Here is a 21,187-nt window from a genome sequence, read left to right as displayed (position 1 = left end):
CCTACGCCCCTCCCGCCGCAGGCATCCGGAATTCCCCGGACTCCCGGGATGCCGGGAATGCCGGAGGTGTGGGGGAGTAAGGAAACGGGGCCGGGGGCGCCGCCGCGCTTACAGTGCCCTGACGCCCCATGGGGAACCCTGTTCCTGGGCATTCGCCGATCGGGCGATGTGGCCGTCACCATGTGGGCCGTGAGCACGTGGGCCGTGAAACAAGACTTCCCGTACCCAAGGAGAGAGCCGTGAGCACCGAGAACGAGGGCGCCGCCGTTCCGCCGGGGACGGACCGGCCGTCGGCGCCCGGGGCGCCGCCCAGCCCGTCCACACCGTCCGGTGCCGAGCACCCGTCCGGTACGGGCGCGACGCAGGCGGACTACCCGCTGCCGCGGCCGGAGACCGGACCGGGGACCGACCGGACGGCCGAGCAGCCCCCGGTGCCGGCGCACCCGCCGGCCCAGGCGCCGCACGGGGCGGAGGGGACGCCGTACGAGGGACCGCAGGGCCACGGCGCTCCCGGCGGGGCCGCCGGAGCGGGACCGGGCGGAGCCGGCGCGGGCTGGCCCCCGCCGCCCCCGCCCCCGCCGGAGGGCGGCTGGGGGGCGCCCGGCGCGCCCCTCCCCCCGCCGCCCGGCGGGGCACCGGGCGGGGCCCCCGGGGGAGGCAAGAAGCGCCGCGGCGGGATGATGGCCGCCGTGCTCGTCGCCGCGCTGGTCGCGGGCGGTGTCGGGGGTGGCCTGGGCTTCGTGGCCGCCGACCGGAACGGCGGCGGCTCGACGACGATCTCCGCCGCCGGTGACCCCGAGGTGCTGAACCGTTCGCCGAAGTCGGTCGCCGGTATAGCCCAGCGGGCGCTGCCCAGCGTCGTCACCCTCAACGCCCAGGGTGGTGGCGGCGAGGCGGAGGGCGGCACGGGCACCGGCTTCGTCTACGACACGGAAGGTCACATCCTCACCAACAACCACGTGGTGGCCTCCGCGGCGAACGGCGGCAAGCTGACGGCGACGTTCTCCGACGGCAAGGAGTACGACGCCGAGATCGTCGGCCGCTCCGAGGGGTACGACGTGGCGGTGATCAAGCTCAGGAACGCCTCCGATGCGGATCTCAAGCCGCTGCCGCTGGGCGACTCCGACAAGAAGGTCGCCGTCGGTGACGCCACCATCGCCATCGGCGCGCCCTTCGGTCTGTCCGGCACGGTCACCACGGGGATCATCAGCGCCAAGAACCGCCCGGTCGCGTCCAGCGACGGTGGCGGCAGCAACGCCTCGTACATGAGCGCCCTGCAGACCGACGCCTCGATCAACCCGGGTAACTCCGGCGGTCCGCTGCTCAACTCCCAGGGTGCCGTGATCGGCATCAACTCGGCGATCCAGTCGGCGGGCGGTGGCGGTGGATTCGGCCAGTCCCAGGCGGGCTCCATCGGGCTCGGTTTCGCCATCCCGATCAACCAGGCGAAGCGGGTGGCCGACAACCTCATCGAGACCGGTGAGGCCGTCTACCCCGTGATCGGCGTCCAGGTCGAGATGCGGGAACAGGGCGAGGGCGCCCGGATCTCCGAGAACGGCCAGGGCGGCAGCGCGGCGATCACCAAGGGTGGCCCGGCGGACAAGGCCGGACTGCGGCCGGGCGACGTCATCACCAAGCTGGGCGACACGATCATCGACAGCGGGCCCACCCTGATCAGCGAGATCTGGGCCCACGAGCCGGGCCAGACGGTCAAGCTCACCTACAAGAGGGGCGGCAAGGAGACCACGGTCGACGTCACGCTGGGCGAACGCAAGGGCGAATGACGGCCGGTCATACCCGGTGACTCCCCGGCCTGGACGCCGGCGACCGCTCCCACGCGACGGGACGGCGCCCCGCCCCGGGCCCGGGCTCCGCGCCACACCTTCCGGCCCCCTCCCGCGACGACGGGAGGGGGCCGGAACGCGTGGCAGCGAAGTCCTCCCGCGGGCTCGCGGCGCCCACCGGCCGCCCCGGCGGGGGACGTTGGGCGACGCCGGCCCGGGCACACACCACGGGCGTGCGCCGTTTCCGCGGGAGTCCGCCGGGAGATGCTCTCGGGGTCGGGGCGCGGGATCCGGAGTTCTCCGGACCGGTTAGGCTGCGCGCGTACATCCCCGGGTGAGAGGAAACCGGCAGGTCATGGGGCGTCAGCAGAAGCGGTGGCAGCGGAGTCTGGCGGCCGTGGCGGTACTCGCCGTGGCGGGTTGTGCGGGTATCGACCTCCCGGAGGTCTCGCAGTCGGGTGATTCCAAGCCCTCCTCGTCGTCCTCCGCGGGAGCGTCGGGCGGTGGGGACGGCACGCTGCCCGGCGTGCCGACGGCGGAGCAGGCCCGTACGGAGCTGGCGGGGCTGAAGGTGGCACCGCACGGCTCGATGTCCGGTTACAGCCGCTCCAAGTTCCCCCACTGGTCGGAGCTGGGGGAGAACTGCAACACCCGCGAGACCGTCCTCGAACGCGACGGCACGGACGTCTCCCAGGACGAGGAGTGCCGTGCGGTGTCCGGCCGCTGGGTGAGCGTGTACGACGACAAGACCTTCACTGACGCCTCCGACCTCGACATCGACCACATGGTGCCGCTGGCGAACGCCTGGCGGTCCGGCGCGAACACGTGGACGCAGGAGAAGCGGAAGGAATTCGCCAACGACCTGGAAGGCCCGCAACTGCTGGCCGTCTCCGCCGCCACGAACCGTTCGAAGGGTGACCAGGGGCCGGACGAGTGGCAGCCGCCGTCGGAGGGGTACTGGTGCACCTATGCCCGTGCCTGGGTGTCGGTGAAGTCCGGTTACGAGCTGTCCGTGACCGAGGCCGAGAAGGACACACTCACCGACATGCTGGGTACCTGTTCCTCATGAACGCACACTCCTCGCAGCCGGAGCAGCCCGAGCAACTGGTGGCCGAGGTGAAGGCCGGCCCCGGCGGCGCGATGACGGACGAGGTCGGCGTCATCACCGGCGACCTCACCCTCGCCACCCGGCCGCTGCCCGACGGGCGCGCCGGCCTCGCCGTCCAGTACACGGACGCGGACGAGTGGTACACCCTCACCGGCAGCCCGGTCCCGGTGCCCGGGGAGGGCTTGGCCGCGCTGCACGAACAGGTCCTGGCGGGAATCCGCCACGGCGGTGGAGCGGAAGCCCCCCGCTGAACGGCTGAAGCCACCCGCGGCCGACGCCCCCTGGACGAACCGGCGACGGACCAGCGGGCCGGAACGGACGGCGGACCGGCGACGGACCGCGTGCCCGGGGCGGCCGGTGGGCCGGGGACGGATCGAGCGCCCCCGCAGGTGGCGCCGCCAGGTAGGCTGTAGCCGCCTCCGTCGCTGGTGCGCGGGGAGCGGGGAGGGTTGCCCGAGCGGCCTAAGGGAACGGTCTTGAAAACCGTCGTGGTGGCGACACCACCGTGGGTTCAAATCCCACACCCTCCGCAGGTAAACGGCCCTTGACCAGGAACTACGGTCGGGGGCCGTTCGCATGGGGCGACACCTTGGCTGACCGTGGTTCCCCGCGGTTCCCCGCTCGATGGGGCACGGAAGGGGCATGACTCCTGGGGGTGGGCGGGCACGTTTCTGCCACATCCCGGTCCGGGCGGCAACCCCGCGCCGGCCCGACGGCGGGGCCGTACCGTGACCTCGACGGTATCTCCGCAGGTGGGAGTGGGTCGGTGCCTGGGCGCCGCGCATTCGGGGCGTTGGTGCGGACGGGTGGTCCGGGACGACCCGCCGCGTGTCCGCCGTGGATCCGCGCGTCCGGCCCTTTTCACTTCCTCCCATGGAACGACGAACGAAGATCATCCAATACCTCGTGGCCGCGCTGACCGCCCTGGCCTCGTTCATCGGAGGACTGTTCTCGGCACCGGCCACCGCCGCGCCCTCCGGGCGGGGCACCCCTTCCGCCGGTGGCCCCGGCGCTCCCGGTGGTTCCGAGGGTTCCGGTGAGGGCCTGCTGACGCGAGCCGCCTTCGGCGATCCGCGCGGCCGGGGCCCGGAGATCTTCCGGGAGACGGGGTTCGGCACCTGCCGTACGCCGTCGCCGGCGGCCATGAACGCCTGGCGCAAGTCCCACTACCGCGCGATCGGCGTCTCCTTCGGGGGCCGGGGACGCCTCTGCAAGCGTCAGCCGAACCTCAATCGCAACTGGGCGCTCTCCGTCCACCGCGCCGGCTGGGGAGCGCCGCCGCTCCGGGTCGGCGCCCAGGTCCCGTGCGCGCGGAGTCACCACGGGAGACCCGTGCCGCTCGACGGTGGACCCGGCCGGCTCCGGACGGAGGGCGCCGCCGACGGGCGGGACGTGGTGCGGGGTGGCCCGGTGCTCGGCTTCCACCCACGCGGTCCGCTCCACCTGGACGTGGCCCCGTACGAACCGGACGTCGCTCCTTACGACCTGGACGTGGCTGCGTACGACCGCGGTGAGCGGCGGTCTGCCGTCACCACCCCGCGTTCCGTCCGCGCCTGGAGCCGTGAGGTCCACCGGCGTGGCCACTTCCCCGGCTTCCCCGGCTTCCGCGGCGGCGCGGAGAGCGGGATGGCCCCGGTGGAGCGGAGCCGGCGGGACGGGGGACGGGATCTGCCCGAGGTGATGTGGTTCGCCCGCTGGGGGACGAGGCCCCCGGCCGGCCGCGACTCCGCGCTCGCCGACGGCTCCTGGCCTCCGCACCGCGGGATTCACCGGTCCACGGGCGACGTGCGTGAGAGCCCCAGCGGGTTCCCGGCGCAGCCCGACCGCGGCGCCGTCGACGCCCCGGTGGCCGTCCTCGTCTGAGGGAACCGCGCCTCGCCTGAGGGAAACCCCCGCCTGAGGGAAACCCCCACCTGAGGGAGCCTCCCCTGATGAGGAAACGGCCACGGGACGACCGCCGGGAGACCGGCAGGGTGGGTGGACGACCACCCGGCCGCCCTGCGGGAATCCCCGCCCGACCCCTACTCCGCCGGACAGCGCCTCTCCACCCCGAGGAGGTGCGGCCCATGTGGTCCATACAACCTGAGTCGGAGCCCGCTTCGGCACCTGCGGGCGATCCGCGCCGGTACCCCCGCTCCTAGCGTTGAGGTATGACCACGCCTGTCCGCATCACCAGCGCGACCGCGACGCACTTCACCTCCTACGTCCGGAACCGCAGGCCCGTTCTGCTGCGTACCGCACGTTCGCTGACGCCGGATCCCTGCGACGCCGAGGACCTGCTGCAGACCGCGCTGACCAGGACTTACCTGGCGTGGGAACGGATCCAGGACCACCGGGCCCTGGACGGCTACGTCCGGCGGGCGCTGATCAACACCCGCACCTCGCAGTGGCGCAAGCGCCGGGTCGACGAGTTCGCCTGCGCGGAGCTGCCGGAGCGCGAGACCCAGCCCGCGCCCGACCCGGCCGAGCAGCAGGTGCTGCGGGACGCGATGTGGCGGGCGGTGATGCGGCTGCCGGACCGCCAGCGGGCGATGGTCGTCCTCAGGTACTACGAGGACCTGAGCGAGGCGCGCACCGCCGAGGTGCTCGGGGTCTCGGTCGGCACGGTGAAGAGCGCGGTCTCGCGGGCGCTGGCCAAGCTCAGGGACGATCCGGAACTGGCCCCCGTGCGCGGCTGATCCGCGTCCCGCCGCCCGCGCCCGCCCCTCCCTGCCGGCCCTTCCTCCCGGCCGGCCCGCTGCCCCGCCCCGCGCCCGCCCCTCCCTGCCTGCCGCCCCGCGGGCGCGCGCCCCGCGCCGGCGCCCGCGCTCGCTCCCCGCGTCATCACGTCGTTCCCCGGGGGCATTCCCTCCCCGGCCTTCGGTGATCCTTGCCGGAGGTAGTGACATACCGGCCGGTACGGCCGGAGAATCGGCGGCACGTTACCGCCGCGTCACACTGCCCGGGAGGCCGACGGTGCTGAGCACCATGCAGGACATACCCCTGACCGTGAGCCGTATCCTCCGGCACGGCTCCACGATCCACGGCTCCTCCCAGGTCATCACCTGGACCGGGGACGGCGCGCCGCACCGCAGGTCGTTCGCCGAGGTCGGCGCCCGGGCGGGACGCCTGGCGCACGCGCTCCGCGACGAACTGGGCGTCCGCGGTGATCAGCGGATCGCCACCCTGATGTGGAACAACGCCGTCCATCTGGAGGCGTATCTCGCCGTCCCCGCGATGGGCGCGGTGCTGCACACGCTCAATCTGCGGCTCCCCGCCGACCAGCTCACCTTCATCGTGAACCACGCGGCGGACCGGGTGATCCTCGTCGACGGCTCGCTGCTGCCGCTGCTCGCCCCGCTGCTCCCGGCCCTCGACTCCGTCGACCACGTGGTCGTATCCGGGCCGGGCGACCGCTCCGTCCTGGACGGCTGCCGCCCCCGCGTCCACGACCACGAGGAGCTGATCGCCGGCCGCCCGGCCGCGTACCCCTGGCCGGAGCTGGACGAACGGGAGGCGGCGGCCCTCTGCTACACCTCCGGCACCACCGGCGACCCCAAGGGCGTCGCCTACAGCCACCGTTCGATCTACCTGCACTCGATGCAGGCGAACAGCGGCGAGTCCTTCGCCACCACCCCGCACGACATCACGCTCCCGGTGGTCCCGATGTTCCACGTCAACGCCTGGGGCCTGCCGCACGCCGCGTTCCTGTCGGGCACCTCGCTGCTCATGCCCGACCGCTTCCTTCAGCCGGCCCCGCTCGCCGAGATGATCGAGAGCGAGCGGCCCACGGTCGCGGCCGCCGTCCCCACCATCTGGCAGGGGCTGCTGGAGGAGCTGGCCTCCGGCGGGCGGGACGTCTCCTCGCTGCGCGCGGTCGTCATCGGCGGCTCGGCCTGCCCGCCCGCCCTGATGCGGGACTTCGAGGAGATCCACGGGGTCCGCGTCCTGCATGCCTGGGGCATGACGGAGACCTCGCCGATCGGGAGCATCGCCCACCCGCCCGCCGGGCTGACGGCCGAGGAGGAGTGGCCGTACCGCCTCACCCAGGGCCGTTTCCTCAGCTCCGTCGAGGCACGGCTGGCCGGCCCCGGTGGTGACGTCCTGCCGTGGGACGGGAAGAGCACCGGGGAGCTGGAGGTGCGCGGGCCGTGGATCGCGGGCGCGTACTACGGCGGGGCGGACGGCGAACCCTTCCGCCCCGAGGACAAGTTCAGCCCCGACGGCTGGCTCCGCACCGGCGACGTGGGCACGATCAGCCCCGACGGGTACCTCACCCTCACCGACCGTGCCAAGGACGTCATCAAGTCCGGCGGCGAGTGGATCTCCTCGGTGGAGCTGGAGAACGCGCTGATGGCGCACCCGGACGTGGCCGAGGCGGCGGTGGTCGCCGTGCCGGACGAGAGGTGGGGAGAGCGCCCGCTCGCCTCGGTGGTGCTCAGGGAGGGCGCGTCCGCCGACCTCGCCGGGCTCAAGTCCTTCCTGGCGGAGCGGGTCGCGCGCTGGCAACTGCCGGAGCGCTGGTCGCTGATCGAGGCGGTGCCGAAGACGAGCGTCGGCAAGTTCGACAAGAAGGTGCTGCGCCGCCGGTACGCGGACGGGGAGCTGGAGGTCAGCGAGGTGTAACGCGCGGGCGGCGCGCCTGCCGTCCGGTGGCGCGCCCCGCTTCCGCCGCCCCCGCCGGGAGGCCCGGGGCGGGGAGGCGCCCCCCGGCGTGCGCGCGGCGCGGTGCGGGGGCCGCCCCGCACCGCGGCCGGCCGCTCAGGTGGCGCCGATCTTGGCGAGCAGGTCGACGATCCGCTCCTGCACCTCCGGGCTGGTCGACCGCTCGGCCAGGTAGAGGACCGTCTCCCCGGAGGCCAGCAGATGCATCTCGGCCGGATCGATCCCGGCCGAGGTGTAGACGACCAGCGGGGTGCGGCTCAGCAGCCCGTTGGTGCGCAGCCAGTCGACGATGCCGGCCCGGCGGCGGCGCACCTGGGTCAGGTCCATCACCACCAGGTTCGGCCGCATCTGCGCCGCGGGTGTCACCGCGTCCGCGTCCGAGCGGGCGCGCGCCACCTGCATGCCGCGCCGCTCCAGGGCCCCCGTCAGGGCGCTCGCGACCGCGTCGCGCTCCTCGATCAGCAGGACGCGCGGCGGGTGCTGCTCGCTGTCGCGCGGCGCGAGAGCCTTGAACAGGACGGCCGGATCGGCGCCGTAGGCCGCCTCCCGGGTGGCCTGCCCCAGACCGGCCGTCACCAGCACGGGCACCTCGGCCGCCACCGCGGCGGAACGCAGCGACTGGAGGGCGGTCCGGGTGATCGGGCCGGTCAGCGGGTCCACGAAGAGCGCCGCGGGGTAGGCGGCGATCTGCGCGTCCACCTCCTCACGGGAGTTGACGATCACCGGGCGGTAGCCGCGGTCGCTCAGCGCCTGCTGGGTGTCGACGTCCGGCACCGGCCAGACGAGCAGCCGGCGCGGGTTGTCCAGCGGCTCCGGCGGCAGCTCGTCGTCGAGCGGCGGTCCGGCCTGTACGTCCGTGACGTCGACGGCGCCGTTGGGCCCGTCCAGCGGCTCCGGTCCCTCCGTCCCCTCCTGAGGGGCTCCTATGGCGTAGGCCCGGCCGTCACCCTGGGAGTCGAGCAGCCGTGGCGGCTGCGTCCCGCGCGGCACGGACGGTCCCGGGGCTCCCGGGGTGGGCGCTCCGTCCGGCGGCGGGGCGAGTTTGCGCCGGCGGCCGGTCGGCTGGGCCGGCTGCTGCTGCGGGGGCTCCGCGGCGTCCGGGGGCTGGGCCGGCTGCCGGGGCGGGGTCTGTTGCGGCTGTGCAGGTCTGCCGCCCTGGTCGGCGAAGTGCTGGGCGAACGGCACGCCCTGACCGAGGGTGCGCACGCTGATGGGGTGGCCATGGGTGTCCGACTCCTGGGGCGCGGGCACCGGCTGCGGACCGGGCTGTGCGCCCCCGGGCTGCCGGGGCGGCTGCGGACCCGGCCGGGGCCCGGGCTGGGGGGCGGGCTGCTGCCGGGGCGGGAGGGCGCCGGGCCGTGGTGCCTGACCGGGGGCTGCGGGTACTGCGGCTACTCCGGGGTCGCCGGGCTGCCCGGCCGGCGGCTGCGGCGCCCGGGCGGGCACCGGCTGGGGGCCCGGCTGCCGGGGCGGCTGAGCCGGCTGGGGCGGTCGGGACAACTGAGCCGGTTGAGCCGGTTGAGGCGGCTGGGCGCGGCGGCCGGTGGCGGGGCGGCCCGGTCCGGCCTCCGGCGCGGACGGCTGTTCGTACGGGCTCGCCGGCGGCGGGCCGTCGGTCCAGGCCTGCTGCTGCCCGGTGGCGCCACCGGGCGGTGCGGGACGGGCGCGACGGCCACCACCCGGCGCGGGGTGCGGCTGCGGCGGAGTGTGGTCCTCCTCCTGCTCCGGCCGGTGGCGCCCGTGGGCCTCCCGCTCGTACGGCGCCGGGGCCGCGCCGTAGGGCCCCGGTGGGCGGGGCGCGGCGGCGGGCGGGTCGTCCGGGTACGGGCGCGCGCCCTCCGGCGGGTACGGCTGCGGGCGGCTCGGCCCGCCGCCGGACGCGGCGGGCGCGCGGTCCGCCTCCGCCGGCGGCAGCGCGAACGCCTGCCGCTGCGGGGCGGCTTCGGCCGGGGCACCGCCGGGCCGCCCCTGCGGGGGCACGGGGCGGCGTGGTCCCTGCGCCGGCGGCTGCCGGTCCTGCGGTTGTTCGGGGATCGGCCGGTCGGCGGGGGCGAGGGCCCGGCGCGTGCGGCGGCCCGCCGGCTGCCGGCCCGGGCCCCCGGGGACGCCTTCGGGGGGCGTGCCGCCGGCGGGGGCGTCCTGGGGCCGGGCCGGACCGGGGACCGCCGGCAGGCCGGACGCGCCCTGCCGCGTGCCCCAGCCGTCACCCGCGGGCGGACCGTCACCCGGTTCACCGGCCGGAGCGGGGAGCGCACGGGCCCGGCGGCCGGTCGGCGCGCCCTCACCCTGCGGTTGCTCGGGAGGCCGCGGCTGGGCTCCGGGCGGCTGCGGCCCGTAGGGGTGGCCGCCGCCGTCCTCGTCCGTTGCCTGCTGGGGGGCGGGCCACTCGGCGGGGGCCGTCGCCACCGCGGCCCGCCGGGGAGCGGGGCCGTCCTCCGGGGCGCCGGGGCGCGGATACGGCCGACCGCCTGGGGGCGCGGGCGAGGGGGCCGGGGGCAGCGCGGGACGCTCCGGACGGGGCCCGGGGGTGTCAGGCCCGCCGTGCCGCGCCGCCGGGGAGGGCGCCACGCCCTGAGCCGGCCGTCCCGGCTGTCCTGGTTGTGCTGCTTGTCCCGACCGTCCCGGCTGTGCCGGTTGCGGCGGTCGTGCCTGCTGCCCGGGGAACTCCTGGGGCCGGGGCGGCTGATGCGTCGCGGCCGGCTGTTCCTCGGCCGGGCTGGGACGGCCGCGCCGCCGGCCGGTGGGTGCGGGATCCCCGGCGGGCAGACCCGGGACGCCCGGCTGCTCGGGGGCGACCGGGCGGAGCCCCGGGGCGGGGCGGTCCGGCCGGCCCGCGGCGGTTCCCGCCGGAGGCAGCGCGGGCAGGGCGCGCGATCCGGACTGCCGCCCCCGCGCGGGGGCCTGCGCGGAGGGCTGGGCCCCCGGTGCCTGGGCCTGCGGCCCCGAGCCGATCTCCCGGCGCACGGGGCGCCCCTGCCGGGCGCCGCCCGCACCGCTGGGCACGTGGACGAGACCGGGCCCGTCACCCGCGGCAGCGCTCTGCGCGGCGGGCGCCCCGGGGAGCGCGGCGGGCGGCGCCGCCGGACCGGGCGCGCCCGCCCCCGCCCCGGCGCCCGGCGTGTCACCCGGCGCGTCAGCGGGCGGGAGCCCGGCGGGCGCCGCCGCGCCTCCGGCCGCCGGGGTGCCGCGGGCCGGGGCCGCCGGCGCGGGCATCACCGTGGTCGAGGTGTCGCCGCCCCGGTCGCGGTCCGCGTCGCCGGACGGGCGGACCGGCACGTTCGCCGCGGAGACGGGTACTTCGAGCAGATACGCCGTGCCGTCCACCCCCGGCACCTCGTGGGTCTGGAGCACTCCGCCGTGGAGCCGGACAATGCCGGCGACGATCGGGCCGTGCACGGGGTCGGCGGCGGTGTACGGGCCGCGTACCTCGATCCGCACGACCTCGCCACGCTGGGCCGCCGCGACGACGATGGTGGAATCGCCCGAACCGCCGCCGGCCATCGTGTTGCCGGTGGAGTCGACCCCGGCCACGTCCGCGATGAGGTGGGCCAGCGCGGTGGCCAGCCGGTCGGCGTCGACCTCGGCCTCGATCGCGGGGGCGTGCACGGCGAACTGCGCACGCCCCGGGCCGATCAGCTCGATGGCGCCCTCGACACCCGCCGCGACGACCGCGTCCATCGGGACGGGCTCCCGCCGCAGCTTCTCCGTACCGGAGTCGAGCCGCTGGTAGGACAGCACGTTGTCGACCAAGGTGGTCATCCGGGAGTAACCGGCGGCCAGGTGGTGGAGGATCTGGTTGGCCTCGGGCCAGAGCTGGCCGCCCGGGTCGGCCGCGAGCCCGCCGAGTTCCGAGCGGAGGTTCTCCAGTGGCCCGCGGAGCGAGTCGTCGAGGACCGCCAGCAGCTGGGAGTGGCGGGCGGCCAGCGCGTCGTACGGGCGCCGGTCGGTGAACGCCAGGACGGCGCCGACCAGTTGCTCACCGTCGCGCACCGGCGCGGTGGTCATGTCGACGGGCACCGGGCGGCCGTCCTTCGCCCACAGCACCTGGCCGCGGATCCGGTGCTTGAGGCCGGACCGCAGGGTGTCCGCGAGCTGCGTCTCCTCGTACGGCAGCGGCGAGCCGTCGGGCCGTGAGTGGTGGATCAGCGGATGCAGCTTCTTGCCACCCAGGTCACTGGCCCGGTAGCCGAGGATCTGGGCGGCCGCGGGGTTGACGAGGACGACCCGGCCCTCGATGTCGACGCCGACGACGCCCTCGGCCGCGGCGCGCAGGATCATCTCCGTCTGGCGCTGCTGCCGGGCGAGTTCGGCCTCGGTGTCGAGGGTGCCGGTCAGGTCGCGGACGACGAGCATCAGCAGCTCGTCGCCGGTGTAGGGGTTGTGGTCCGCGAAGGCGGCGTCCACGGCCGAGGCGTAGGGGGTCCGGCCGTCGAGATTGGCGCTGGTCACCTCCACCGGGAACTCGCTGCCGTCGGTGCGCCGGGCCACCATGCGGGTCGGCTTCGTCCGGCCGTTCTCGTCCTGGTCGTCGTCGTCCGGGAGGCGCATCGAACCGGGGATGCGCTTGGAGTCGAACGACGGCAGGAGGTCCAGCAGACCGCGGCCGACGAGGGCCGTGCCGGGGGCCTCGAAGGCCTCCAGCGCGATGGTGTTGGCGTTGACGACCGTGCCGTTGCAGTTGACGAGCAGCAGGGCGTCGGGCAGTGCGTCGAGTATCGCGGCGAGGCGAGCAGCGCCTCGGGATGGCCTGCTGCTCACGACGGCGCTTCCTTCCTGTTACCGCGTTGTGCCGACGGCCGCGGACTCCTCGGGGGGTGTCCGGTGGCCTGTCACTGGGGGGAGTCTACGGGCAGCCGGCCGGAGGACGGCTGGGGATGAGCGGAGGGGCGGAGATGACCTTGCGCGCTTCCCCCGGGTATGCCCCCGTGCTTCCCCCGGTCCCCCGGGAGCCGGGTGTGAGACGCCTGGTGAGCCCGTGGCGGTTCCGTGGCCCCGCTCCGCAGGTGCGGAATCCGGAGGGGGCGGCGGCCGGTCCGGCCCGTGACGGAACTCTCCATTCCGGCGGACGGGGGCCGTCCTCCGCTCCGCGCGCGGGGCGGCGACGTGGCCCTCTCCGTCAGCGTCTGCGTCAGTCTCCGTCAGCGGCCGGTGCCGGCGGCGGGTGTGGTGTCCCGTCCGGCACCGGCCGCGGTGGCACCGGTAACGGGGCCGACTTCGGGACCGGCACCGGGGAGGACCGGACCGAGCCGTTCCCAGCGGGCGATCTCACAACCGCCCTCACGGTTGTAGCGGGCGTTCACCGGACGGCCGTGCCAGGAGCCGGTGACGCGCGCGGTCTCGGGGCCGCCGTGCAGCATCGTGCACTGGGTGCCGGCGGGCACCCGGGCGAACGGGTCCCCGCCGTCCCGGCCGAGCTCGTCCAGCCGGCCGCACGCGTCGGGCGCGCTCGGATGGGTACCGCCCGCCGGATGGCACTCCAGCCGGTAGGAACGCTCCGGCGCACGCCCCCAGGCCCCGTCGCCGGTCTCGCCGGCCCCACCACCGTCCGCGCCGGCCCCGGGGCGGGCGTCACTGACCGAGACGACGAGCCGGTCCTCCCCCGCGGGAGCCCCCGCGGGCGCGGGGAGCGGAACGGGGGGCGGGGACGGCGCCGCACCCGCGGCCGGGGCGGTGGCGAGCAGGGCGGCCGCGCAGAACACGGCGGCGGTGAGACGGCGGAACGGCATCGGGCTCTCCTGGTGCGGACCGGGCAAGGGCCCGGGTTCGGGCTGGTGCGGGCGGACCGGCCTGCCGGTGGCGGTCTCGTACCCGCCACGGCGCCGGTCCGGGGCCGGCTGCTGAGACGGCCCCGCCCCTGATAACGCCGGGCACGCCGTCGCGTTGCGCGACCGGCCGCCGTCCGTGTGTACGAGGCGCCCATCCGGGGCGCACCGGCCCGCCGTGGGGCGCGCACCACCGGGGCCGCGCGCCACCGTGGTGGGCGCCATCGCCGTGAACGGACCGCCCGGCCGTGGTGGGCGCCACCGTCGTGGAGCAGACCGCCACCGCCGTGGAGCGGGCCCTCGCCCGGCCGGCCCGGCGAGGGCGGTGGAAGACCTTTGCCCTGCGCCCGCGGCGCCGAGTACCGTAGGGTCCGATTGGTGACAGCCCACGGGGCTGTGCCATCATCTCTGCACACACCACTCGCGGTTCCGCGGGCGGGTGTGGAGGCTTCGCCTAGTCTGGTCTATGGCGCCGCACTGCTAATGCGGTTTGGGGTAACCCCCCATCCCGGGTTCAAATCCCGGAGCCTCCGCTTGATCCCCGGATCACCGAGAGCCCTGGCCCGACGGCCGGGGCTCTTGCCGTTCCCGGCGTCGCCACGAGGGCCTCCCGAGACCGTCCCGGAGGACGTTTTCGCAGGTGGGGCCAGGTATGGCCAATGGATTTCGCCTCGGGCGGCAGGTCATGTAATGTTGTTCCCGCAACGCCGACCGGCCCGAAAAGCCGGAAAGTAAGCGCTCGTAGCTTAACGGATAGAGCATCTGACTACGGATCAGAAGGTTGCAGGTTCGAATCCTGCCGAGCGCACAGTGTGATGTCTTGTGGCATCGGAAACCCTCGAACCCTCGAACCCTCGGGTTCGGGGGTTTCGTCGTGTTGGTGGGTTGCCTGGGGTGGGTGGTCGCGGGTGCGGTCGGTGATCAGCGGATTCCCCCGATGCCTCGGACGCCCGTAGCTCGCTTCGGCACCCGTCACCCGGCGAGCGGCGAGCGGCGAGCGGCGAGCGGCGACGCCCCGTCGTCGCCGGCACCCCCGTTTCCCTTCCGGGGCCGCGTGCGGACGTCGATGGACCGCCGCGCGGCGCGTCGCCCCGGGCCGGCACGGTCCGGCCGGCACCGGATGTGGAGAACCCCCACCCGGTGCCGGCCGGCGGCGACAAGATGGTCGCGGCGGGGGACCGACCTGCCTGCCACCTCCGTGCCGTCAGGGAAGCCCTTCATGCCGATCCACTTCTCCGCCTGCTCCTTCGGGTACCACCGCAGGAAGCCCGTCATCAGCGGCTTCGATGGCGAACTGCCGCCAGGCCGCACCGTGTTCCTCGGGCCCAACGGTGCGGGAAAGAGCACGCTGCTCGGGCTCGCCGCGTCCGCCCTGCTCCCCCGGACCGGGACGGTCACCTACCGCGGCATGAACACGACCGACCGGCGCACCCTGGCTGCCTACCGTCGCCGGATCGCGTGGATGCCGCAGCAACTCGCCGCCGTGCCGGGCCTGACGGCGCGGGACCAGGTCGCCTACGTGGGCTGGCTCAAGGGCATGTCCCGGCGCGAGGCGTGGGAACAGTCGCTGCGCGCCCTCCAGCGGGTGGAGCTCGGAGACCGGGCCGATGACAAGATCAGTCGACTGTCCGGTGGCCAGCAGCGCCGGGTGGGGGTAGCCCAGTCCCTGGTCCATGGGGCGGAGGTGCTCCTGCTCGACGAACCGACCGCCGGCATGGACCCGCGCCGGCGGAGCGTATTCCACCAGACCCTGGGCAACCTCCCGCCGACCGTCCACGTGATCCTTTCCACCCATGACACGGCCGACCTCGAAACGGTCTACGACAACGTGCTCGTCCTGGTCGACGGACGCATCCGGTTCCAGGGCCCGGTGGGGGAGTTCCTGGCCCATGCCGAGCCGGGCACCGTCCCCGGGCGGCGGGCCGACTCCGCCTACCACGTGCTGACGGAGCGGGATCGCGCATGGGCCTGAGAAACGCGCTACGGCGCTCGTCGCTCCTGTGGGCCGGTCCGGTGCTGCTCGGCCTGGCGCTGTATTACACATCTCTGCTGTGGGAGCGTCCCGGCACCGGGTTCGGTGGCGACGCGGGCACCGAGGCCGCGCTCGCGATGGGGCCCGTTCCGGCGGGGCTGGCGGCGGTCGCGGCCTGGGAGGCCGGCCGGCTGCGGGCGGGGAAGGCGTGGGCGCTGACCCCGTCCCGGCATCGGTACCGCATCGCGGTCGAGGCCTTGCGCCCCGTTCTGCTTCTGATGCTCCTCGTCGACCTCGTGGTCTTCGCCGGGGCCTCGCTCCACGTGGGTGCCGCGCCCAGGCTTGCCGAGGATCTGCCGCTCATCGGGACGCTCCTCACCGTGCAGGTCGCGGCTCTGGTGATCGGTTTCGGGGCGGGGTGCGCGCTCCCGCGTCCGCCGGCGGCTCCGCTGGTCGGGCTGGCCCTGGTGCTGTGGTCCGCCGTTCCGGCCACGCTGGAGACGCCGTGGGTTCGTCATCTCACCGGTCTGGTGCGGGAGGGCCCCACGGTCACCGACTCCATCGCGCCGCACGCCCTGCTCGCCCCGGTGGTCCTGTGGTCGGCCGCCGTGGCCGCCGTGCTGGTTGCCGCCGTCCGGCTCCGCGGCCGGCTGCTCCGTGCGGTCCTCGCGGTGCTGTGTCTGGCCGCGGGCGCCGTCCCCGCACAGGCGATGGTGGCGGACGACGGGTATCTCACCGCCACCGTCCCGCGCACCGGCCACCAGGCCTGCGACGACCGCGCACCGCGTATCTGCGTGCCGGAGGAGTACGCGGACATGCTGCCGCGTCTGCGCTCCGCCGCCCGGACGGTCGTGCCGGAACTCGTCGCGGCGGGGTACGACCGGCCCCGCGCCCTGGTCCATATGTCCCGGAGCGCGCCGGCGTCCCCGGACACCTGGCGGATCCGGGTGGAGCGGCCGCTGACGGAGAACCGGGCCCTGAGCGCGGTGGCCACCGCGCTCGTCCCCGTGCGGCGCTGGGACGACTGCCCGCGCCTCCCGGACGACTACGCGGGCCGGCCGTCTCCGGGGCCGCTGACGGCGTGGATGCGGCTGACCGCCGGGATGGACGAACGTGTCGTCGCGGCGGCGCACAGCGAGGCGACCCTGCGCCGGGTCGCCGGGATCCGCGCCCTCACCCCAGCCGCGCAGAAGCGGTGGGCCGACGGCCAGGCGCGGGCGCTGCGCAGCTGTGACCCGCGGGTGCACGCGGAGGCCCGCCGGTGAGCCCGTGGGTCATGGTCCGCCGACCGTGGATCGTCCTGATCGGGGTGGTGGCCTACACAGGTCTGCTGCTGGTGGTGCGGGAGCAGGTCGTGTACGTGCCCTCGGTGACCATCTTCGGGAGTGCGGGGATGAAGCTGATGAACTTCCTCCCGCTCCTCGTCTGTCTGGCCTTGCTGCTCAGCCTGGACCGCAGGCTCGGCCACGCCGAGCTGACCGGGGTGCGCCCGGTCGTCCGGGCCGACCGCGGACTGGTGCTGGCGGCCACGGGCGTTGTGCTGCTGACGGGGGCCCTGTTCCATCTGCGGCTCGACATGCCCACCGCGACCGCCGCCGGGCGGAACACCCTTTTCCTGGTGGGGTTCGCGCTGCTGGTGCGGGCCCGGTTCGGGGGGACCGTCGCCGCGTCCGCCACGGCGGGGTGGCTGTTCGTCACCGTGGCGGCGGGGCTGAGGACGCCCCAGGATCCGTACCCCTGGGGTCTGCTCCTGGAGCCGTGGAACGAGCCGGTGGCGGCCGCGGCCACCGCCGTCGTCGCCCTTCTCGGGCTGGTGGCGCTGCGCCGCGAACCACCGCGCGGCTGAACGGCGGGAGCGGTATCCAGCCGTCCGCACAGGCCGTGTGCCCACTGCCGTGTGCCCACTGCCGTGTGCCCACTGCCGCCTGCCGCCTGCCGGGAGGCCGCCGGGAGGTGGGGAGTCCGTCCCGGGGTGCGGATACGGCGCCGGGCGGCACCCTGCGCAGGGTGCCGCCCGGCCTCCGTACCCGGCCTCCGTACCCGGCCTCCGTACCCGGCCTCCGTGGCCGGAGGGATCAGCTCCGGGGCTCGTCCGCCCGCGTCGTCTCCCGGGGCCGGTGGCCGGCGGTGCCGGCGAGGGGTGGCTCGGGGGCCGCCGGCTGTTCCGCGCGCCGTCCCGTCCCGGTGGTGGCCGCGGAAACACCGGCCGGGGCAGCGGACGTGCCGGGCGTGGTCGCCTGCGCCCCGTCCTCCGGCCCCTGTCCGGGGCCGCCGGTGACGACGGACAGGCCGCCGGTGGTCTTCAGCGGGACTTCCTTGATCAGCAGCGTGAAGACCAGCGCCACCAGCGCCATCGGCGCGGCCCAGAGGTAGATGTCCCCGATGCCGTGCCCGTAGGCGGACTCCACGACGGCGCGGACGGGCGGGGGCAGCGTCTCCAGCTTGGGGATACCGCCGTCACCCACCTGGCCGGGCTGGACGCCGATGGCCGCCAGGCCCTCGCGGAGGTGGTCGGTGACCCGGTGGGCCAGGACCGCGCCGAGCACCGAGACGCCGACGGCGCCGCCGAGCGAGCGGAAGAAGGTGACGACGGAGCTGGCGGCGCCGAGGTCCTCCGTCTCCACCTGGTTCTGCGCGGCCAGCACCAGGTTCTGCATCATCATGCCGACCCCGAGGCCCACCAGGCCCATGAAGGCGGCGGTCCGCCAGTACGGGGTGTCGTGCCGCAGCGCGCCCAGCAGGGCGAGGCCGGTCGTGAGGAGGACGGCTCCGGACACCAGCCAGCGCTTCCAGCGCCCGGTCCGGGTGATCAGAAGACCCGACGCGGTCGAGGAGAGGAAGAGCCCCGCGATCAGCGGGATGGTCAGCACCCCGGACATCGTCGGCGACTCGCCCCGGGCGAGCTGGAAGTACTGGCTGAGGAAGACGGTGGCGCCGAACATCGCCACACCGACGAAGAGGCTGGCGAGCGAGGTCATGGTGATCGTCCGGTTGCGGAACAGCCGCAGCGGGATGATCGGCTCGGCCGCCCGGGCCTCCACGGCGACGAAGGCCAGCCCCAGCAGGATCGATCCGCCCACCATCACGGCGGTCTGCCAGGACATCCAGTCGTAATTGGTGCCGGCCAGGGTCACCCAGATCAGCAGCAGGGAGACGGCGGCGGCGATGAGGAACGCGCCCGTCCAGTCGACCTTGACCTCACGCTTGACCACCGGCAGGTTGAGCGTCCTGCGGAGCACCACCAGCGCGGCGACGGCGAACGGCACCCCGACGTAGAAGCACCAGCGCCAGCCGAGCCACGAGGTGTCCGTGATGACGCCCCCGACGAGCGGGCCGCCGACGGTGGCGACGGCGAACGTCGCCCCGAGGTAGCCGCTGTACCGCCCGCGTTCGCGGGGCGGGATCATCGCCCCGATCACGATCTGGGTGAGCGCGGCCATCCCGCCCATGCCCAGGCCCTGCACCGCGCGGAACGCGATCAGCGTGCCCGGGTTCTGCGACAGGCCCGCGCCCGCGGACGCGAGGACGAAGACGACCAGGGCGATCTGGATCAGCGTCTTCTTGCTCGTCAGGTCGGCGAGCTTGCCCCACAGCGGAGTGGACGCCGTCATGGTGAGCAGGGACGCGGTGACGACCCAGGTGTAGGCGCTCTGCCCGCCCCCGAGGTCGGAGATGATCCGGGGCAGCGCGTTGGAGACGATCGTCGACGAGAGGATGGCGACGAACATCCCGAGCAGCAGCCCGGAGAGCGCCTCCATGATCTGCCGGTGGGTCATCGGCGGCCGGTCGCCGGCCGGGCCGGTGTCGGCGGCCGGCCGCACACCGGCGGACGGAGTGGTGGCCATGCGGTTCCTTTTCTGGTTCCTGAGGTCCCTCACGGGGACGGGGTGGTACGGACGGTGGCGGCCCGCCCCGGTGACGGCCGGTCCCGGGACCGGCACCCGTCGAAGCCGGTGCGCAGCCGGTCCAGCAGCTCGCCGAGACGGTCGAGATCCTCGTCGGGCCAGTCGTGCAGCGCCTCGGCGAGGAGCCGCCCGCAGTGCGCCGAGACCTCGCGGAGGAGTTCGCCGCCCGCGGGGCTCAGGCTGAGCAGCTGGGACCGGCCGTCGAGCGGATCGGGGGCGCGCACGACCCAGCCGCGCTCGGCCGCGTGGGCGACATGGCGGCTGGCGACGGAGATGCCGACGCCGAGCAGGTCGGCGAGTTCGCTCATCCGCAGCTCGCCGTGGTGGTCGAGGAGGGCGAGGACGGCCGTCGGGCCCGGCTGGGCGTCGCGCGGGAGGGCGCGGGTGAGGCTGCGTTTCACCACGCCGATCACGCCGAGTCCGCGGACCAGCTCCTCGTACCGGCTCGGTTCGGCCACCGCACACCCTCCAAATAGTTGCTCGAAGCAACGGTAAACCTGTTGGTTGCTGAAGGCAAATGAACCCCCGGTGGCGCCGGAGGGGACGGAACGTGACCGGTCATGGGCGTGGAGTGGCCGATGCGGGGCGGCCGGGGCAGGGGCCTCCCCGGGGAGCGCGCGGGGCCGGCCGGTCGTGGGCGCGCCGCGGCCGCCAGGGGCGCGCCCCTGGGGTTGGGACGGCTCCCGGGGTTCGCTAGGGTCCGCACATGACGAACAACCCTCACGGCCCCGCGCCCCAGCAGGACCCCGCGGGCAGCACCCAGATGTTCCGTGCCTTCGTCGACGAGGGCACCCCCGCCCGCCGGCCCGCCCCGGCCTCCTCCGGCCCGCGGCTCGGTCTGATCATCGGTGTGATCGCCGCCCTGGCGATCGTCGCCGGGGTCGCCTGGCTGGCCCTCGGCTGACCGGTTCGGCTCGCCGCCCGCCGGGCCGCCTTCCGGGTGGCCGCCGCGGCCGCGCGCCCCTGAGGCCGTGCCGGCGGGAGCCGGGTCCCGCTCGCCCTGCTTCACCCGGCCGGTCTCCCTCCTGAGACCTGACCGGACCTGACCCGCTCCTGCTCCCCCGGCATCACGGCGAACGGCCGCCGCGGCGTTCCGAAACGCCGCGGCGGCCGTTCTCGCTCGCCGTACCGCCGGCCCACGGGGCCGGCGCGGGGCTCACTCCTCGGCGACCAGGCCCTCGCGGAGCTGCGCCAGGGTGCGGGTGAGCAGCCGGGAGACATGCATCTGGGAGATGCCGACCTCTTCGCCGATCTGTGACTGCGTCATGTTGGCGAAGAAGCGGAGCATGATGATCTGCCGCTCACGGGGCGGCAGTTTGGCCAGCAGCGGCTTGAGCGACTCCCGGTACTCCACCCCCTCCAGGGCGGTGTCCTCGTAGCCCAGCCGGTCGGCGAGGGAACCCTCGGTGCCGTCCTCCTCGGCGGCCGGGGAGTCCAGCGAGCTGGCCGTGTAGGCGTTGCCCACCGCCAGGCCGTCGACGACGTCCTCCTCCGAGACGCCGAGGGAGCCGGCGAGCTCCGGGACCGTGGGGGAGCGGTCGAGCTGCTGCGAGAGCTCGTCGCTCGCCTTGGTGAGGGCGAGGCGCAGCTCCTGGAGGCGGCGCGGGACGCGGACCGACCAGCTGGTGTCCCGGAAGAAGCGCTTGATCTCACCCACGACCGTGGGCATCGCGAAGGTCGGGAACTCCACGCCGCGGTCCGGGTCGAACCGGTCGATCGCCTTGATCAGGCCGATGGTGCCGACCTGGATGATGTCCTCCATCGGCTCGTTGCGGCTGCGGAAGCGGGCCGCCGCGTACCGGACGAGGGGGAGGTTCAGCTCGATGAGGGTGTCCCGGACGTACGTGCGTTCGGGGCTGTCCTGGTCGAGGAGGCCGAGCCGCAGGAACAGGGAGCGGGAGAGGGTGCGGGTGTCGATGGCGGCAGTGTCGTCGTCAAACACATGCGGTGCGTCAGTGGAGAGCACCTTCGAGCTGCCCAGTTCTACGGACATGCCACCCCCTTTGGGTTGC

Annotated in this window: 14 protein-coding genes, 3 tRNA genes and 1 pseudogene; 13 read left to right on the top strand and 5 right to left on the bottom strand. The window is 74.9% G+C overall.

Going from position 1 to position 21,187, the window contains the following annotated elements:
• The first annotated feature begins 239 nt into the window (after positions 1–239).
• From HCK00_RS00975 to HCK00_RS00945, 7 genes are all read left to right on the top strand, one after another.
• Positions 240–1,784 carry a S1C family serine protease gene (locus HCK00_RS00975; protein ID WP_311765088.1) on the top strand — a complete coding sequence of 515 codons (1,545 nt, stop codon included), beginning with the start codon at positions 240–242 and terminating at the stop codon, positions 1,782–1,784.
• Positions 1,785–2,139: 355 nt separating this feature from the next.
• Positions 2,140–2,853, top strand: a complete 714-nt coding sequence (locus HCK00_RS00970) for an HNH endonuclease family protein (RefSeq protein WP_168099778.1) — start codon at positions 2,140–2,142, stop codon at positions 2,851–2,853.
• Positions 2,850–3,143 carry a hypothetical protein gene (locus HCK00_RS00965; RefSeq protein ID WP_168099777.1) on the top strand — a complete coding sequence of 98 codons (294 nt, stop codon included), beginning with the start codon at positions 2,850–2,852 and terminating at the stop codon, positions 3,141–3,143. The genes HCK00_RS00970 and HCK00_RS00965 overlap by 4 nt, the downstream gene beginning before the upstream one ends.
• A gap of 192 nt (positions 3,144–3,335) precedes the next feature.
• Positions 3,336–3,422, top strand: a tRNA-Ser gene (locus HCK00_RS00960).
• Between the two features lie 343 nt (positions 3,423–3,765).
• Positions 3,766–4,755, top strand: a complete 990-nt coding sequence (locus HCK00_RS00955; protein ID WP_168099776.1) for a glycoside hydrolase domain-containing protein — start codon at positions 3,766–3,768, stop codon at positions 4,753–4,755.
• 287 nt (positions 4,756–5,042) lie between these two features.
• Positions 5,043–5,570, top strand: a complete 528-nt coding sequence (locus HCK00_RS00950) for a SigE family RNA polymerase sigma factor (RefSeq protein ID WP_168099775.1) — start codon at positions 5,043–5,045, stop codon at positions 5,568–5,570.
• A gap of 277 nt (positions 5,571–5,847) precedes the next feature.
• Positions 5,848–7,497: a long-chain fatty acid--CoA ligase gene (locus HCK00_RS00945; RefSeq protein WP_168099774.1), complete on the top strand. Its 1,650-nt coding sequence runs from the start codon at positions 5,848–5,850 to the stop codon at positions 7,495–7,497.
• 135 nt (positions 7,498–7,632) lie between these two features.
• On the opposite strand, the gene HCK00_RS00940 is transcribed toward HCK00_RS00945, so the two are convergent.
• Both HCK00_RS00940 and HCK00_RS00935 read right to left on the bottom strand, forming a co-directional pair.
• A complete protein-coding gene (locus HCK00_RS00940) occupies positions 7,633–12,294 on the bottom strand; it encodes a PAS domain-containing protein (RefSeq protein WP_168099773.1) in 4,662 nt (1,553 codons plus the stop codon).
• 380 nt (positions 12,295–12,674) lie between these two features.
• Positions 12,675–13,262 (bottom strand): SSI family serine proteinase inhibitor, encoded by a 588-nt coding sequence (locus HCK00_RS00935; protein WP_168099772.1) that lies wholly within the window; start codon positions 13,260–13,262, stop codon positions 12,675–12,677.
• A 479-nt stretch (positions 13,263–13,741) separates the two neighbouring features.
• On the opposite strand from HCK00_RS00935, the gene HCK00_RS00930 reads away from it, so the two are divergent.
• The 5 genes from HCK00_RS00930 to HCK00_RS00910 all read left to right on the top strand — a co-directional run bounded on the left by HCK00_RS00930 (position 13,742) and on the right by HCK00_RS00910 (position 17,116).
• Positions 13,742–13,831, top strand: a tRNA-Ser gene (locus tag HCK00_RS00930).
• Positions 13,832–14,033: 202 nt separating this feature from the next.
• Positions 14,034–14,106: transfer RNA gene (locus HCK00_RS00925), tRNA-Arg, on the top strand.
• A 411-nt stretch (positions 14,107–14,517) separates the two neighbouring features.
• Positions 14,518–15,270 carry an ATP-binding cassette domain-containing protein gene (locus HCK00_RS00920; protein WP_168099771.1) on the top strand — a complete coding sequence of 251 codons (753 nt, stop codon included), beginning with the start codon at positions 14,518–14,520 and terminating at the stop codon, positions 15,268–15,270.
• Positions 15,261–16,535: a DUF7224 domain-containing protein gene (locus HCK00_RS00915; protein ID WP_168099770.1), complete on the top strand. Its 1,275-nt coding sequence runs from the start codon at positions 15,261–15,263 to the stop codon at positions 16,533–16,535. The genes HCK00_RS00920 and HCK00_RS00915 overlap by 10 nt, the downstream gene beginning before the upstream one ends.
• Positions 16,536–16,546: 11 nt before the next feature.
• Positions 16,547–17,116: a hypothetical protein gene (locus HCK00_RS00910; RefSeq protein ID WP_168099769.1), complete on the top strand. Its 570-nt coding sequence runs from the start codon at positions 16,547–16,549 to the stop codon at positions 17,114–17,116.
• A gap of 265 nt (positions 17,117–17,381) precedes the next feature.
• Here the strand turns inward: HCK00_RS00910 and HCK00_RS00905 are convergent.
• Positions 17,382–19,046, bottom strand: a pseudogene (locus tag HCK00_RS00905) (MFS transporter); the annotation flags it as partial.
• Positions 19,047–19,144: 98 nt separating this feature from the next.
• Positions 19,145–19,633 carry a MarR family winged helix-turn-helix transcriptional regulator gene (locus HCK00_RS00900; RefSeq protein ID WP_168099768.1) on the bottom strand — a complete coding sequence of 163 codons (489 nt, stop codon included), beginning with the start codon at positions 19,631–19,633 and terminating at the stop codon, positions 19,145–19,147.
• 248 nt (positions 19,634–19,881) lie between these two features.
• Here HCK00_RS00900 and HCK00_RS00895 point away from each other — a divergent pair, with 248 nt between their 5' ends.
• Positions 19,882–20,079, top strand: coding sequence for a hypothetical protein (locus HCK00_RS00895; protein ID WP_168099767.1), 198 nt, complete (start codon positions 19,882–19,884; stop codon positions 20,077–20,079).
• A gap of 252 nt (positions 20,080–20,331) precedes the next feature.
• Here HCK00_RS00895 and HCK00_RS00890 read toward each other — a convergent pair whose 3' ends face one another.
• Positions 20,332–21,168, bottom strand: coding sequence for an RNA polymerase sigma factor SigF (locus HCK00_RS00890; protein ID WP_168099766.1), 837 nt, complete (start codon positions 21,166–21,168; stop codon positions 20,332–20,334).
• Positions 21,169–21,187: the final 19 nt, after the last annotated feature.

The organism is Streptomyces zingiberis, from assembly GCF_012034935.1.
GTDB classification, from domain to species: Bacteria; Actinomycetota; Actinomycetes; order Streptomycetales; family Streptomycetaceae; genus Streptomyces; species Streptomyces zingiberis.
The sequence above is the reverse complement of the archived record's forward strand: the minus strand, read 5'-3'. Positions and strand labels throughout refer to the sequence as shown.